The organism is Neoaquamicrobium sediminum (genome assembly GCF_013240295.1).
Taxonomy (GTDB): Bacteria; Pseudomonadota; Alphaproteobacteria; order Rhizobiales; family Rhizobiaceae; genus Aerobium; species Aerobium sediminum.
On the sequence record NZ_JABETK010000002.1, the window covers coordinates 1,612,907 to 1,627,942 of the forward strand.

Here is a 15,036-nt window from a genome sequence, read left to right on the forward strand (position 1 = left end):
GCGCAACGATGGTCTTGTGTGCGCCGCGATTGATTGTCAGAACGTTGCCAGCCGTTTCCTTTCCGCATGCGCCAAGGGACAGACAATGGAAAACGACCTCGAAAGATACGCCATCGCCATCATCGTCGTGTTCGGTGCATTGGCCGTAGGCGGGCTGATGGCGGCCGGCATCGCCGCCGGCGACCGCAGCACCTTCCTTTACGCGCTCGGCGCCGCCACGGCCGCGTGGGTTGCGGGCTATGCGATGGTCTTCGGTTTGCCTCGCCTTCTTGCCGTGCTCATCCTTGTCGCGGTGGTCATGGCCATCGCCTCGACCGTCGCCTTCATCACCTGAGTTCAGGCAGGATTCGAGGCAAGCAGCGCGCGCGCGCGCTCAAGGTCGTCGGGCGTGTTGACGTTGAAGAACGGATCCGTGCCCTCCCCGGCAGCAAACTGCGCAACGGCAGCGTCGTGATTCTGCGCCCATGTGGCGACCTTGCGGTCCCCGCGCTCCAGCGCGGCCCGCAAATCCCCGCGCAATGCCACCGGCCAAAGGCCGAAGGTCGGATGAAGCCGCTGCACACCCTCGCCATCGACGGAGGCCGCCAGAGCCAGCCCACCGCCGCCGGCGTCCCGCAGACGTTCGGCGAGGTCGTCCGGCATGAACGGCGTATCCCCTGCGGCCGAAACCAGCGAATCGCCGCCACGCGCGGCCGCCCACTCCATCCCGGCCAGAATGCCAGCCAGCGGCCCCGGCAGGCCGCCAATCGTGTCGGCAATCACCGGAAGGCCGAAACGCGCAAAGCGGGCCGGGTCGCCATTGGCGTTGATGGCCAGCGCCGCGCACTGCGGTCGCAGCCGGGCGATCACATGGTCGAGCAGCGTCGTTTCGCCCAGCGCCAGCAGCGCCTTGTCACCGCCGCCCATACGGGAAGCGCGGCCACCCGCAAGGATCACGCCCAGAGTTTCAGCCAAATGCGCCTCCGTTTGACGTCTCATCGCCATTGAGCACGGCCCATCCGAGGCCGGCAAGCCGCAAGGGGAACGATCGCCGTTTGCGTCCGTTGCGGGGACAGGGTGGGGCAGCAAGGGAGAAGATCATGTCCGTAGCACGCATCACTGAAATCTCCTCGACATCGACCAAAAGCTTCGAGGACGCCATCAATGTCGGCATCGAACGTGCCGGAAACACCCTGCGCAACCTCAAGGGCGCATGGGTCAAGGATCAGGAAGTAACCGTGGAGAACGGCCGGATCGCATCCTACAAGGTCATCCTGAAAGTCACCTTCGTACTCGACGATTGATCCGTCGACGCCGGGCGCGGTCGAATGGCCGCGACCGGCACGTCCCCGTCATTTGAGACGGATATGGCCGGCGAGATAGTCGAGAACAGCGCGAACGCGTGCCGTCTTCCTGAGATCTGGATGAACGAACAGCCAGAGCTCCGTCTCCAGCGCCGCGATCGGCTCGCCAGTTCTTCGCAGCGACGTATCGTCTTCGGCAAGATAGGTCGGCAGGATCGCAGCACCCGCGCCAATGCGCGCGGCATTATGCATCGACAGGATCGAGTTGAAGCGCAGCACGCAGCGCGCATCCAGTCCCGCGTCCTTCATCCACGCGTGCAGCGCGCCATAAGGCATGTCCGCCGACGGACCCAGCATCGGCACCTCATCGACACTCCCGTTCGTTTCCGTCGGCACGTAAAGGGCCTGCCGGATGAGACCCAGACGCCGCCCCGCCAGATTGAGCTCCGGGTCAGAAGACGGCCGCAGCGCGATCTCGGCATCGCGACGCGCCAGATCGTACACATCGTTCGAAACGCGTATATCGAGCACGATGCCTGGAAAGGCGTTTCGGAAAGGCGCAAGTATCGGCGCCAGCAACCCGGCAAACAGCGTATCCGTCGTCGTCAGGACGACGCTCCCGGTCGGACGATTGTCGCGTCCGGCCACTTTCCGTTCGGCCTCCATTGCGATCTCGCGCATGTCGCGCGCCGCCCTCAGAAGCGCCGCGCCCGCCGCGGTCGGCTGATACCCGTCGCGAAACCGTTCGAACACGCGCGCGCCGAGCCGCGCCTCGATGGCGTTGAGGCGACGCATCATCGTCGGATGGCTTTGGCCGGTAGACCGCGCCGCCGCTGCCAGCGACCCCGATTCGGCTATTGCCAGCAGCACGGAATAGTCCGACCAATCCATCACATCTTTCAATTCTGAAAGTCCTATTGCCACTTCTTTCTATCGATAAACAAAATTGAACACACTACCCTCTCCCGGACAAGAGATCGGGAGATCGGCATGCAGGCTCACATCGTTCACGTTCATCCAGAACCGGCCTCGTTCAACGCCGAGCTGACGCAGCGCGCGAGAACCACCCTGGAGGCGACCGGCGCCGCGGTCACCGTATCCGATCTCTACGCGTCCGGTTTCGATCCCGTCGAGGCGGCAGAGCACTATCGCAATCGCTTCGACCCGGCGACCTTCTCCGCACTCGCAGAGCAGCGCCACGCATGGCAGACCGACACCGTACCCGTTGATGTGGCCCGTGAAGTCGAGGCGCTATCGAAGGCCGACCTGCTGGTCATCCAGTTCCCGCTCTGGTGGCACGGACCGCCCGCCATGTTGAAAGGCTGGTTCGACCGCGTGTTCATGAATGGCGGGCTCTACACCAGCCGCAAGCGCTACGACGCGGGCCATTTTCGCGGTCGCAGGGCAATTCTATCGATCACAACGGGTGCGCCCGAAGCGGCGTTCGGTCCAGGCGCACGGGGCGGCGACCCGGAAACCATGCTGTGGCCGCTGCACTATTCGCTCCACTATATGGGCTTTACGGTGCTCGCCCCGTTCTGGACCTTCGGTGTGCAGGGGCACGGCTATGTTTACGAACAGGACGACAGCCTCTCGACCAGACTCACCACGCAGCTCGATCGCTGGCAGCATCGGCTGGAAACCATCGGAAGAGCACCCACGCTCGCTTTTCCCGCTTGGGAGGACTGGGATCGGCAGGGCCAGCCCCTCGAATCAACGCGCGTCCGGGCACCTTCGGTCGCGCAGTCCTGACCATCCCGCCCCGCACCCCTGTCGCAACTCAATGCCGTGTCGTGCGTTGTGCCCAAAAAGATACAGGGAAAAAGTCAGATGGACGCCGCACAATTCCGCTTGCCGGTGCGTATCCAGTCAGCACCGGGCGAACCGATCAGTGAAGTCTACAGCGCCGAGCAGGCGCTGGATCTCCTGCTGGCATGGCCGCATCATCAGGGCCGGGTATACGAAGCGGCCTTGAAGGCCTGTTTTGCCGCGACGGTCGATGTCGAGGCAGCCGAAAAAGCTCAACAGGCCTTCCGAGCCTTCGCACGGCTGTCGGGCATTCTTTCACGCGACATGATGCCGGCACTCCCCGGCGCTTTCGGCTTCCGCCCGCATCTACCGGGATAGCGTCATGAAGGGCTGCCTCTACTTGGGGGCGCCCATATCGCCGGTGGGCCCCTTCATTTCCGGCCACGACATCTGGACGGGACACTGCGACCGGTCCAGCTGGCATCGGTACTCGGCGTCGGTCATGCCCGCCGGGGGCGCGCCGCGATACATCGGACCCGATGAGCCGCAGGCCGAAAGGAGTGTCAAAGCCGACGCGACCAGCGCCAACTTAAGCGTTAGCGCGCTTGCGTTTCCGACAGGGCCGACGCCTTCCACGCGGGCCCCAGCCCCGCTAACGCTTGTTGTCACCACCAACTCGACCTCCTGACAGGTTTCAACAGCACCGCCCGTCGCCGTGCTGCGGCCTCACGGGCGCGCCTGCCTATAGCACGCGTGCAATCGTCGTATCAAACCACGGCGACGATCGCCGTCCGGGATTTTTGGCCATTCGCCCAACGAAAAAGGGCCGGCTTCGCGCCGGCCCTGTTCTGTTACTGCTTGATTTCGAAGGTCACGTTGACCTGAACCCTGTAGGTGTTTTCGCCCGCCTCGACGGGCACCGCGTCGGAAGCCGCCTCCATCCGATAGGCCTTGGCGCCGAGCGGCATCGGCGGCGGTGCGAAGGACTGCTCCGAGAGTTCCAGGATGCCCCCGAGCTCGACGCCGGCGGCTTCGGCAAGCGTCCGGGCACGGGCCATCGCGTCCTCGACCGCGCGCTTGCGCGCCTCGGTGGTGGCGGCTGCCGGATCGTCGTTGATGAAAGTGATGTTGCCGCCCTGGTTGACGCCAAGCGTCACGGAGCGATCGATTACCTCACCCACCGTCGCGATGTCACGCACGCGCACCGTCAGAGTGTTGGAGACCTGATAGGCGACTATCCGAGGCTGCTCTTCGCCAGAATTGTTCTGCGGGTAGACATAGCGCGGGTTGATCTGCAGGCCGGCGGTCTGGATATCGCGCTGCTCGATACCCGCATCCTTCATGGCCTTGATGACGGCACTCATGGCCTCGTTGTTGGCGTCGAGCGCATCGCGCGCGGTCTCGGCTTCCCGCATCACCGCGAGGCTGACAATCGCCATGTCGGGCGCGATAGCGGTCTCGCCTTCACCGGTCACAACAACGCGCGGGGTATTCCGGGGTTGAGAGTCCTGAGCCATGGCCACTCCTGGCAGGGTCATCGCTGCCGCGAGCAGCATCGGCAGGTATCTGCGGTTCATCTGGTTCTCCAATAAGTTGTTTTCCCGAGACGGGATCGGCATAGGAAGCGATTATGGGTGGATTGCGGCGGCAGTCTTGTGCCGAAGCAAAAAAGCAACTAGGTCAGCGGCGGTGGGGCCTGTAGCTCAATGGTTAGAGCCGGCGGCTCATAACCGCTTGGTTGGGGGTTCGAGTCCCTCCGGGCCCACCAATTCCGCCTCAAATACCCGCGATCAGCGGATCACCGGGCAGTTGTGCCGGTCGGCGAAGGTAATGATCGCGGTTCGGTAGCCGTGGCCGCGACCCTTCACGCGCACCGTGCGCGGGCCTGAGCCGATCAGGCGCACATCGCGCAGGCCCATGCGGTAGGCCTTGCGAACCGCCTCGCGGGGCGAGCAGCCACGGTCGCGATAGGCGTGGCGGCGATGGTCGCGATAACCGCGGCGTTCGCGATAATCATGACGCCCGCGATCCTCGAAATGAAGCCCGACATTGGGACCGGAATTGCCAAACCCGAAATAGATGCCGCCGTTCTGCGCCTGCGCGGCAGCCGGCATGGCCGACAGCGCGCCGAGGCCGATAAGGGTGGAAAGGGCAGCGGTTTTGATGATCTTCAGCATGATTCTCTCCGGAAGCGCTGTGCGTGTTGCGATGCGCCGCACACTGCCACCGGCAAGCTGAACCTGCCGCGAACCGCCCGTTCATCCTGCGTTCAGCCGGCCCGGTCGATCCGCCTTGTCCAGTATTCCATTGTCTTGACTGTCTCTTGCGCCTGCCCGACATCGCGCCAGAAGAACCCGGTGGTCAGCCCCTCGATGCGGGCATAGCCCCGGTGTCGCCAGAAATCGTCGAGTGGCCGGTAGCCGGCCGGCCGTAACGGATGATCCGCAGGCCTTATGACGGCAGAGAAGACGCAGGCGCCAAACCCTGCTTCCGCCGCCGCCTTTTCGCGTTCCTCGAAGAACCGCACCCCGACCCCCTGCCCGCGATAGCGCTTCTCCAGCACCGATTCGCCGAAGTAGAAGAAATCCGCGGGGTCCAGCCCGCGCTTCGCGAACGGCTCCGCGAATGCCTCGAAATGATCGTTGAGCGGCGAGGCCGTCGCTGCCCCCACGAGCCGGTTCTCGTCGAAGGCACCAATCACGACAGCGCCCGGAGATTCCATATAGGTCGCAAGGTAGCGCCGCTCGTAGTCGAGGTCGCCCTCGTAAAGGTACGGAAAATCGCGGAAGACCGTGATCCGTAGCCGCGCGAGATCGTCGAAGGCCGCTTCGGCTTCCGCGCGGGCGAGCCTGCGTACCTCCACCCGTTCAGTCCTTCGCCACCTGCGCGGTCCAGTCGGCAAGGTTATAATAGGTAGTCACGCGCGAGATGAGCCCGTCGTCGATCTCGAAGAAGATGCCGGCCGGCAGCGAATAGGTCTGGCCATTGGCTTCGGGCAGCCCCTCCGCGGTTGCGAGATAGGTCCCGCGCACGGTGAACTCGGCCGCCGCGCGGCCGCCGCCCTGATTGACCATGATCGCCACGTCCGACAGTTCCTCGCGATAGTGCCCGTCCATCATGCCGAGGAACCACCGGAACTTTTCCTTGCCGATCTCGCGACCGCCCTGGTTGATGTCATGGGCGACGTCCTCGGAAAGACAGGCCAGCATGGCGTCCCGGTCGCCCGAATTGAAGGCGGCGACGTAGCGCTCGATCAGCGTGCGGGTCTCGGCTTCGCTCATGTCGGTCTGGTCCTTTTCTGCAGTCTGGTTTTTTCTAGCCACCGCGCGGCAAGTCGGATGGATGGAAAACGGCAGCGGAAGCCGTGGCAGCGACGTGTCGCCGGCTTCAGGGCTCCTCATCCAGCATATAATCGAAATAGTCCTCCGGTTCGGCAAGGTCGGTCTCGCTGGCCGTCACCTTGCCGCGCACGGAAACGCCTGCCTCGTGCACGGTCTCGCGACTGCCGGAAACGAGATGATGCCACCAGTAGAGGTCGCGGCCTTCCGCAACCAGCCGATAGGCGCATGTCTGCGGCAGCCACCGGATGGTTGGCACGTTCTGAGGTGTCAGCCCCACGCAGTCCGGCACCACCGCCAGTCGGTGTTCGTAGTCGTGGCAGCGGCAGGTATCCCCATCGAACATCCGGCAGGCGACGCTTGTCCAGTAGATCTCGCCGCTATCCTCGTCCTCGAGCTTGGAAAGGCAGCATTTGCCGCACCCGTCGCACAGCGCCTCCCATTCCTGCGGCGTCATCGCCTCGAGCGTCTTTGTTTTCCAGAATGGCTGCGTCATCGGGCCGGTTTGCGCGCTTGAGCCCGTCCGGTCAAGCGCCATGGAGACGCGCCTTGCTTTCGCCGCGAAATTGCCCGGCTTTCGACCATCTCGCCCCTTCGGCGGAACCATTGGAGGCGCGTCGAGTTGCTGTGGCGAACGGGACGATCGGACAGGAGTTTACCGCACGATGAAACGAGCACCCATCCTCACAGGCACAGCCTTGGCGCTGGTCATGGCCGCAGCACAGGCTCAGGCCGCGCCATCCGTGGCAGCAATGAAGGTGAGCGAGGCGCGCGCGACCGCACCGGTTGTTCTTGCCCAGGCAGACGAGCAGCTCAGCGAAGAAGAACTGCTGAAGCGTCAGCGCGAGGCCGAGGAAAAGGCAAAGGAAGAGGCGCCGGCCGCAGAAGAGCAGGCTCCCGCCGAGGAAGCAGCACCTGCGGAAGAAGCACCGCCCGCCGCGGAGGAAGCGCCTGCACCGGCCGAGGCAGCACCCGCTGAAGAGCCGGCGGCCGAACCTGCGCCTGAGCCAGAGGCAGCGCCGGAACCCGAGGCCGCGCCAGCGCCCGATGACGAGCCCGGCCTGCAGTTCGAGCAGGATGAGGAGGCACCCGCCGAAGAGGCCGCACCGGCACCTGAGGCTGCCCCTGCACCCGCCGAAGAAGAGCCGGCCATGGAAGAAGAAGCTCCGGCCGCAGACGAGCAGCCCGAGGAAGCTCCGGCCGCAGAGGAAGCACCCGCTCCGGAAGCCGATGAGCCCGCTCCGACGCCCGAGCCAGCGCCTGCGCAGGAGCCAGCAGCCGAGGAGGAAGCTCCTCAGGCTGATGAGCCCGGTCTCCAGTTCGAGGAGGAGCAGGCCCCGGCTGACGAACCGCAGCCGATCCCGTCCGGCGAGGGCGAACCCGTCCCGACCGACAAGCCACAGCCCATCCCTTCCGGTGAAGGCGAGGCTGATCCGGCCGATGAGCCGCAGCCTGTCCCGTCTGGCGAGGGTGCGCCTGACGAGGAGGCGACCGGCGAGGAAGCCCCGATCCTCGACAGCCAGAAGGAAGGTGATGCCGCGCAGCAGCAGCCGGAAGGCGAAGGCGAAACGGAAGAGCAGGGCTTGACCTTCGAGGAAGAAGCCGGGCCTCCGCCCGCGTCGGATGCCGAAGCGCAGAAGCTTGAGGAACCTGTCGAAGTTGAGTCGCTTCGCGCCGAGGAAGGACGTCGCATCGAACGTCGTGACCGCCGCGAGCGCCGCGAAGGTACCGACGTGCTGCGCGAGATCGGCGACCGCTTCGTCATCCAGCTCAACAACCAAGTCGTGGTGCAGAGCGACGACCGGGAGCGCATGAGCCGCGACGCCGATGAGGTCTACTACGAGGAGCTGCCGCGGGGCCGTGTCCGTGAGACGATTGTGCGCCCCAACGGCGTGCAGGTCGTGACGGTGCGCGATCGCTATGGCGACGTGGTCCGCCGTTCGCGCTTCATGCCCGACGGTCAGGAATACGTGCTGGTCTACACCGATCGCCGCGACCGCGAGGAACGCCGCGAATGGCGGGACCCGGCTCGCGACCTGCCGCCGCTGCGCCTCACCATCCCGCGCGACGAGTACATTCTCGACGCCCGCCGCGTGCAGAACGAGGACGCCTACTACCAGTTCCTCGACCAGCCGCCGGTCGAGCCGGTGCGTCGCCTCTACACCGTCGATGAGGTGAAGTATTCGGCCCGCGTTCGCGACAGTGTGCGCCGCGTCGACCTCGACACCATCACCTTCGAGTTCGGCTCCGCATCGATCTCCGAGAGCGAGATTCCGCGCCTCGAAGGTGTGGCAACCGCGATGGAGCGCCTGCTGGAGGAAAATCCGGCGGAAACCTTCCTGATCGAAGGCCATACGGATGCTGTCGGTTCCGACGAGGCGAATCTGGCCCTGTCAGACCAGCGTGCGGAATCCGTTGCGATCGCACTGACCAACGTGTTCGCAATTCCGCCCGAAAATCTGGTTACACAGGGCTATGGCGAGACCTATCTGAAGGTGGATACGGCAGAGCCTGCGCGTGAAAACCGCCGCGTTGCCATACGCCGCATCACGCCTCTCGTCTCGCCGGTGGCGAGCCGCTAGTTCCCTGCCCCGTTCCCGCCAGACGGGAATGATGGCGAAAGCCCGGCCGGATCCCCCTCCCCGGCCGGGCTTTTCATTTGGGCGTTGAACTTTCGTCCCGGTGACGAACGCATCGCGCGGTGCGACAGTGTGGCGGAGGGAGGAAACCGATGAAGCCCATCAGCGGAGCCATGCCGCTTGCCGCACTCGAGGCGGTTGCCATCGACACGGAGACGACCGGCCTCGACACGGCGCGGGCACGCATCATTCAACTCGCCGGCATCGGCATCGAACTGGGCCGGGTCAATCCAGACGAAGCTTTCGAGACACTGATCGACCCGGGCGAGCCTATCCCCGAAGCATCGAGCGAAATCCACGGCATTCGCGACGGCGATGTCCGGGACGCTCCCTCCTTCGCCGAGGCGTTTGCCGCCTTCTCCGCGTTCCGCGCCGGTCGGGTGCTCGTCGGTCATTCGATGGGCTTCGACCTGGCTGTTCTGCAGGGCGAGGCCATGCGCGCGGGCCTGCCGTGGGCGAAGCCTCGCTCGCTCTGCGTACGCCTGCTGGGTGTGGTCGCAAACCCCCGCCTTCATGACCAATCGCTGGATACGCTGGCAAGCTGGCTCGGCATTTCCATTTCCGGCCGGCACAGCGCAAAGGGCGATGCGCGCGCCGCCGCCGAGATTTTCGTCGCATTGCTGCCTCACCTCGCCGAACGCCACGTGCGAACGCTCGCCGAAGCGGAACGCGCCTGCCTGGGCCTGTCCACCCGGCTTGAAGACGGTCACCGTGCCGGCTGGGTCGAACCGGTTTCCCACCCGGACCTGTCCGCCTCCACCGGCGCGATCGACCCCTATGCCTACAGCCACCGCGTCGACGACCTGATGGCCAGTCCGGTCGTGGCGATCGCGGAAAACGCCACGGCGAAAGACGCCGTCGACCTGATGGCCGAACGCCGCATCAGCTCGATCTTCGTGTCGGCCGACGGCACGCCAAACGGTCCGCTCTCCGCCTACGGCATCGTCACCGAGCGCGACGTGATGCGCCGCATCGCGGCCCATGGTGCGCAGGCGCTGGACATGTCGGCCGGCGAGATCGCCTCGCGTCCACTCGCTAGCATCGCCGCCGAAGCCTTTGTCTATCGCGCCGTCGCCCGCATGGAGCGGCTGCACATCCGTCACCTGGCGGTGCGCGACGAAAGCGACACGCTCGTCGGCGTCATTTCCGCGCGCGACCTCCTGCGTCTACGCGCCGGCGCGGCGATCAGCCTCGACGATGCCATCGGTTCGGCCAGCAGCGCCGAGGCCATGGCACAGGCCTGGGCGACCCTGCCGGCGGTCGCCCTCAGTCTCGGTGCCGAGGAGCTCGACGCCCGCATCATCGCCGGCGTCGTCAGCGAGGAGGTGCGCGTGATGACCCGCCGCGCCGCCGAACTCGCCGAGGCCGCGATGCAGGAGGCCGGCCACGGTTCTCCGCCATGCCCCTACGCGCTTCTGGTGCTGGGTTCCGGCGGGCGCGGCGAAAGCCTGCTCGCGCCCGATCAGGACAACGCCATCGTCTTTGCCGAAGGCGCTCCGGGCAGCGAAGCCTGCCGCTGGTTCGCCCAACTCGGCAGCCACGTCTCGGACATCCTCGACACGGCCGGCATCCCCTACTGCACCGGCGGCGTCATGGCCAGAAACGAAGCCTGGCGCGGCTCGCGGGAAACCTGGCAGGCCCGCATCGCCGAATGGGTGGGGCGGTCGAGCGGCGCGGACCTGCTCAACGTCGACATCTTCTTCGACCAGCGCCCGGTCCACGGCGACCTGTCGCTCGGCGCGCGGATGTTCGATAGCGCTTTCGATGCGGCCGCCAACCAGCCGGTTTTCGCCAAGCTGATGGGCGAAAAGCTGTTTTCCGCCTCGAACCCGTTCACACTGCTTGGAAATATCCGGACCGATGAGGGCCGCATCGATCTCAAGCTGCACGGCCTGTTCCCGATCGTCGCTGCCGCCCGCGTCCTGGCAATCCGCCATGACATCCGCCGCCGTTCTACCCGCCAAAGGCTAGAAGGCCTTGCCGAACGCGGCCTCGGCAATGTCGGCGAGATCGCAAGGCTGCTCGAGGCGCATCGCCTGTTCATGACACTGATGCTGGAGCAGCAAAGCCGCGACCTCGAAGCCGGCATACCGGTCTCCAACAAGGTCGAGATAGCAACGCTTCCCACGCCCGTCCGCTCAGACCTCAAGGCAGCACTCAAGGCCACGCAGCTCGTGCCGGATTTCGTGCAGGGGCTGATGTTTCGATCTAGCTGAACGTCCCCGCCAACTTCGTACCTGTCCGTGCCAGCACCTCGTCCGGCACGAAGAAGTCGGCCGCGAGCGGGCCTGTGGCGCCCGGCGCATAGGCGGAGAAGTCGGTCATGCCCTCCGCGCGCAGCACCTCCTCGTCGATGAAGAAGTTGCCTGTCGCCTCGCGCGACGGTCGCGTCAGGATGGCGTGGGCTGCATCCGCCATGATTTGCGGCGAGCGGCTCATCGCCGCCACCGCCTCGCCGCCGAGCAGGTTGCGCACGGCGGCCGTGTCGATGGCCGTCAGCGGCCACAGCGAATTGACGGCGATGCCGTCGCCGGCGAACTCGGCGCTCATGCCCAGCGTACACATCGACATGCCGAACTTCGCCATCGTGTAGGCGACGTGGTTCTTGAACCACTTTGCCGCCATGTCGAGCGGCGGCGCCAGATTCAGAATGTGAGGATTATCCGACAACTTCAGGTGCGGAATACACATTTTGGAGACGAGAAACGTCCCGCGCGTATTGATCTGGTGCATCAGATCGAAGCGCTTCATGTCGGTCTGCAACGTGCCGGTAAGCTGGATCGCGCTGGCATTGTTGACGCAGATGTCGATACCGCCGAAGGCCTCGACCGTCTTCTTCACCGCGGCTGAAACCTGTTCCTCGTCGCGAATGTCGCACAGAACCGGCAGCCCACGGCCGCCTGCGGCCTCGATCTCCTCCACCGCCGAATAGATGGTACCCGGCAGTTTCGGGTGCGGCTCGGCCGTCTTGGCAGCGATCGTCACGTTGGCGCCGTCGCGCGCGGCCCTGAGCGCGATCGCAAGCCCGATCCCGCGCGACCCGCCCGAGATGAACAGCGTCTTTCCCTTGAGCGACATGAAATCCTCCTCTCGGCCCGGCGGGTCTATTCGGGCAATATCAGTTCCGTACGTGTCCGGCTGGAGCGCGTTTCGACGCCCTGCGTCCCGACGCTGGCGCTCGCCGAAGACGTTTGGACCGTCGTTCCGCTCACGCGTGCCGTCGCCGCGCCGCCATAGACCGTGCAGCCCGAAACGGCGGCCATCAGCGCTGCCAGAACGGCATATCGCAGCATCTCATCCAAAGATCTTGTCGCCCTGCTCGTCGATGACCTGCCTTGCCTTGCGCAAGGTCACGTCTATCGCATCCTGCTTCGCAGCAAACCGGTCTGCGCGGATGAAGCGATGCTCCTTCACCTCGCCTCCGATCTCCTTGCTGATGACCCCGCAGGTCTGGTACTGGCCGCCCTCGGTGAAGGGCGTGGCGCGAATGGTGAAGCCGTTATGCTCCACGGGTTCGCCTGCGGCTTCCTCTGCCGCCTCGCCACCACTACCACACCGAAAAGCTTCTTCCAGAACGACATCGCAGAATTCTCCCGTCAGGCCGCGCGAACGGCATGGCCGCTACCGACTGCCTTATCTATAACGGCAGCGGCGCGCCAAGGGAAACCGCCATCATGCGCTCAGATGCATCACAATCTCGCGCCGATACGGCCGCTCGCGGTGCTCGAACAGGTAGATGCCCTGCCATGTACCCAGCGCCGGCAGCCCCTCCACCACCGGTATCGACAACGAAACCGCCGTCAGAGCCGCCTTGATGTGTGCCGGCATGTCGTCCGGCCCCTCCGTCGTATGAACCACCCAGCCCATGGAAGGGTCGTCGGCGGACGGCACCAGCCGACGGAAGAAGGCGTCAAGGTCGCGCCGCACATCCGGGTCGGCGTTTTCCTGAATCAGCAGCGAGCAGGAGGTATGCCGCACGAACAGCGTCAGCAGGCCGGTATCCACCCGCGCCTCGCGAACGAAGGCGAGCGCTTCTTCGGTGATCTCGTAAAGGCCGGGGCCGGTGGTGGCGACTGTGATCCGGGTCTGCATGGTGTGCCTCACAAGCGCCGTACCGGCTGGCGCAGCACGGTCTTGAGCTTTTCCGGCGCCGTCTTGCGCGGGTCGGAAATGTAGATTTCGTGATGGTGCCCGGTCTCGGCCAGCCCGTTCTCCGGCAGGAATTCCTCGTGCAGGCGGCGCAGTATCGGCCCCTCGTCGTCATAGGAGCCGACATGCATGACCTGTACGCTCAGCCCCTCATCGTAAGCCTCCAGCCGCAGCGTCTCCGGCGGCGCGCCGAACTTCGCCTTTGCCTTGTCCACCGCCGCCTCGAACATGGCTTGCGTGATCCACTCCGGCTGCATGATCATCATCGTCCACGACCACGCATCCTTGTCGCGGGTCAGGAAGGTCGACGTGTCCTGCGCCCACCATAATCCCTCGAGCGGCATCACCGCATAGTCGCGGGCCAATTCCTTCTTCGACATAAACTTCAGCGGATAGCTGACCGAATAGAGCCATTCGACCGCGCGCTTGTAGGCTGGCGCGGTATTGGGGTCGCCATGCCCGTCGACCTTGACGAACTGCATCTGCGGCACGTCGACCACCGTAAAGCGCCCTGTTGGCGGCTGCCACAGAGCCTTCATCGTCTTCTTGAAATCAACCTTGTCCACCGGCACCGCCTCGGCTTTTCCCGAGGCCAGTCAACCAGCGGCGGGGCACTGGCGCAAGTCGGCCAGACCCCGCAACAAGATCATCCTGACAACACCGTTTCTGCAATCTCCTCGCTGGACGAGATAGGTCCAACGTGATCGGCCTGCGCGCCGTTAAGGTTGGCAATGCCTACTTCGGCATCGCTCCGGTATAGATCGCGGTCGGCCTCAGCAACCTGCCCGTGCGCTGCTGTTCGATGGCGTGCGCCGTCCAGCCCGCGCTGCGGCCCACCGCGAACACCGGCGTGAAAGCGCGCCGCGGAATGCCCAGAGCGTCGAGAAGGATCGCCGTATAGAACTCGACATTGGTGTCGAGCCGGCGGTCCGGCTTGGCGATCTCCAGTGCCCGGCGTGCATAGGCCTCCACCTCGGCCGCGAAACCAAGGTCGGTTCCGCGCCCGCCAAGGCGCTCCACAGCCTGCTTCAGCACATCGGCCCGGGGGTCGCGCACCTTGTAGATACGATGGCCGAAGCCCATCAGCCGCTCGCCGCGCGCAAGGGCGGCATCGATCCATTCGCCGATCCGATCGGACGTTGCGATGGTATCGAGCATGTCGAGCACCGGTTCGGGAGCCCCGCCGTGCAGCGGCCCCGTCAGCGCGCAGTAGCCGGCCAGCACCGACATCGCGAGGTCGGCCTGCGTGGAAGCGACCACCCGCGCGGCGAAGGTGGAGGCGTTCATGCCATGGTCGGCCACCGTCACCAGATAGGCATCGAGCGCCTTCGCCTCGTCGTCCGACGCAACCTCGCCCCGCATCATCCGCAGAAGGTCCGCCGCGTGTCCCATCGACGGCTCAGGCTCGACCGGTGCCTCGCCCTGCGCCTGGCGCACGAGGCATGCGGCAATCACCGGCATCGCGCCGACGATGGCTGCCTCCAGCGGCACGCCGTCGGCCGGTGAAATTCCCGCGACGCCGATGCGAAACGCCTCGATCGTCGGCACGCCATCGGTCACCGGCAGGACCGTTTTCATCCGTGCAAAGGCGGCAACCCTGGCCTCGCCCAGCCAGCGCCGCACGTCCGTCTCATCCACGGGCTTGGCCGAAGCAGCGCCCCACAGCCGCGCGACAAGACCTTCGAAGTCTGTCCGCTCGGCGAGGTCGCCGATACGCGTGCCGGCAACGATCAGCTCGCCGTGCTCGCCATCGACATGGGAAAGTGCGGTCACTGCCGCCGCAACCCCGTCGAGTCCTGCTGCCGATTTGGTGTGAATGGTCATCGATCTGTCTCCTGCTGCATTGCAACAAGGTGATGCCCCTTTCATCATTGATCA

The 15,036-nt window shown here is 65.2% G+C and carries 19 protein-coding genes and 1 tRNA gene; 7 read left to right on the forward strand and 13 right to left on the reverse strand.

Annotated elements, in window-relative coordinates; all coding sequences use genetic code 11:
• The first annotated feature begins 85 nt into the window (after positions 1-85).
• Positions 86-334 carry a hypothetical protein gene (locus HK436_RS19725; protein ID WP_173192475.1) on the forward strand — a complete coding sequence of 83 codons (249 nt, stop codon included), beginning with the start codon at positions 86-88 and terminating at the stop codon, positions 332-334.
• Positions 335-336: 2 nt separating this feature from the next.
• Here HK436_RS19725 and mobA read toward each other — a convergent pair whose 3' ends face one another.
• Entirely contained in the window at positions 337-954 is a 618-nt protein-coding gene (gene mobA / locus HK436_RS19730) for a molybdenum cofactor guanylyltransferase MobA (protein ID WP_173192477.1), read from the reverse strand.
• Between the two features lie 125 nt (positions 955-1,079).
• Here mobA and HK436_RS19735 point away from each other — a divergent pair, with 125 nt between their 5' ends.
• Entirely contained in the window at positions 1,080-1,283 is a 204-nt protein-coding gene (locus HK436_RS19735; protein WP_173192479.1) for a dodecin family protein, read from the forward strand.
• 48 nt (positions 1,284-1,331) lie between these two features.
• Here the strand turns inward: HK436_RS19735 and HK436_RS19740 are convergent, their stop codons facing one another.
• Positions 1,332-2,177: a LysR family transcriptional regulator gene (locus tag HK436_RS19740; RefSeq protein ID WP_312860688.1), complete on the reverse strand. Its 846-nt coding sequence runs from the start codon at positions 2,175-2,177 to the stop codon at positions 1,332-1,334.
• A gap of 96 nt (positions 2,178-2,273) precedes the next feature.
• On the opposite strand from HK436_RS19740, the gene HK436_RS19745 reads away from it, so the two are divergent.
• Positions 2,274-3,035, forward strand: coding sequence for an NAD(P)H-dependent oxidoreductase (locus HK436_RS19745; protein ID WP_173192483.1), 762 nt, complete (start codon positions 2,274-2,276; stop codon positions 3,033-3,035).
• 78 nt (positions 3,036-3,113) lie between these two features.
• A complete protein-coding gene (locus tag HK436_RS19750; RefSeq protein ID WP_173192485.1) occupies positions 3,114-3,410 on the forward strand; it encodes a DUF982 domain-containing protein in 297 nt (98 codons plus the stop codon).
• 473 nt (positions 3,411-3,883) lie between these two features.
• Here the strand turns inward: HK436_RS19750 and HK436_RS19755 are convergent, their stop codons facing one another.
• A complete protein-coding gene (locus tag HK436_RS19755; protein WP_173192487.1) occupies positions 3,884-4,609 on the reverse strand; it encodes an SIMPL domain-containing protein in 726 nt (241 codons plus the stop codon).
• 115 nt (positions 4,610-4,724) lie between these two features.
• Between HK436_RS19755 and HK436_RS19760 the strand changes: the two genes are divergently transcribed.
• Positions 4,725-4,800, forward strand: a tRNA-Ile gene (locus HK436_RS19760).
• A 22-nt stretch (positions 4,801-4,822) separates the two neighbouring features.
• Here HK436_RS19760 and HK436_RS19765 read toward each other — a convergent pair.
• From HK436_RS19765 to HK436_RS19780, 4 genes are all read right to left on the reverse strand, one after another.
• Positions 4,823-5,209 carry a hypothetical protein gene (locus HK436_RS19765; RefSeq protein WP_173192489.1) on the reverse strand — a complete coding sequence of 129 codons (387 nt, stop codon included), beginning with the start codon at positions 5,207-5,209 and terminating at the stop codon, positions 4,823-4,825.
• 92 nt (positions 5,210-5,301) lie between these two features.
• Positions 5,302-5,895 carry a GNAT family N-acetyltransferase gene (locus tag HK436_RS19770; protein ID WP_173192491.1) on the reverse strand — a complete coding sequence of 198 codons (594 nt, stop codon included), beginning with the start codon at positions 5,893-5,895 and terminating at the stop codon, positions 5,302-5,304.
• 4 nt (positions 5,896-5,899) lie between these two features.
• Complete coding sequence (locus HK436_RS19775; protein ID WP_173192493.1) at positions 5,900-6,313, reverse strand: ketosteroid isomerase-related protein; 414 nt, start codon at positions 6,311-6,313, stop codon at positions 5,900-5,902.
• Positions 6,314-6,419: 106 nt separating this feature from the next.
• Positions 6,420-6,866, reverse strand: a complete 447-nt coding sequence (locus HK436_RS19780) for a YcgN family cysteine cluster protein (protein WP_173193655.1) — start codon at positions 6,864-6,866, stop codon at positions 6,420-6,422.
• 169 nt (positions 6,867-7,035) lie between these two features.
• Here HK436_RS19780 and HK436_RS19785 point away from each other — a divergent pair, with 169 nt between their 5' ends.
• The gene (locus HK436_RS19785) at positions 7,036-8,952 is read left to right on the forward strand and encodes an OmpA family protein (RefSeq protein ID WP_173192495.1); all 1,917 of its coding nucleotides are present in this window, start codon (positions 7,036-7,038) and stop codon (positions 8,950-8,952) included.
• Between the two features lie 149 nt (positions 8,953-9,101).
• Positions 9,102-11,225, forward strand: a complete 2,124-nt coding sequence (locus HK436_RS19790; protein WP_173192503.1) for a DUF294 nucleotidyltransferase-like domain-containing protein — start codon at positions 9,102-9,104, stop codon at positions 11,223-11,225.
• On the opposite strand, the gene HK436_RS19795 is transcribed toward HK436_RS19790, so the two are convergent.
• The 6 genes from HK436_RS19795 to HK436_RS19820 form a co-directional block, all read right to left on the reverse strand.
• Positions 11,218-12,087 carry an SDR family oxidoreductase gene (locus HK436_RS19795; RefSeq protein ID WP_173192505.1) on the reverse strand — a complete coding sequence of 290 codons (870 nt, stop codon included), beginning with the start codon at positions 12,085-12,087 and terminating at the stop codon, positions 11,218-11,220. The genes HK436_RS19790 and HK436_RS19795 overlap by 8 nt on opposite strands.
• A gap of 26 nt (positions 12,088-12,113) precedes the next feature.
• A complete protein-coding gene (locus HK436_RS19800; RefSeq protein WP_173192507.1) occupies positions 12,114-12,302 on the reverse strand; it encodes a hypothetical protein in 189 nt (62 codons plus the stop codon).
• 1 nt (position 12,303) lies between these two features.
• Complete coding sequence (locus tag HK436_RS19805; protein WP_312860644.1) at positions 12,304-12,519, reverse strand: HlyU family transcriptional regulator; 216 nt, start codon at positions 12,517-12,519, stop codon at positions 12,304-12,306.
• 162 nt (positions 12,520-12,681) lie between these two features.
• Positions 12,682-13,101, reverse strand: coding sequence for a secondary thiamine-phosphate synthase enzyme YjbQ (locus HK436_RS19810; protein WP_173192509.1), 420 nt, complete (start codon positions 13,099-13,101; stop codon positions 12,682-12,684).
• An 8-nt stretch (positions 13,102-13,109) separates the two neighbouring features.
• The gene (locus HK436_RS19815) at positions 13,110-13,724 is read right to left on the reverse strand and encodes a GyrI-like domain-containing protein (protein WP_173192511.1); all 615 of its coding nucleotides are present in this window, start codon (positions 13,722-13,724) and stop codon (positions 13,110-13,112) included.
• 169 nt (positions 13,725-13,893) lie between these two features.
• Positions 13,894-14,982 (reverse strand): citrate synthase/methylcitrate synthase, encoded by a 1,089-nt coding sequence (locus HK436_RS19820; RefSeq protein WP_173192513.1) that lies wholly within the window; start codon positions 14,980-14,982, stop codon positions 13,894-13,896.
• Positions 14,983-15,036 lie beyond the last annotated feature (54 nt).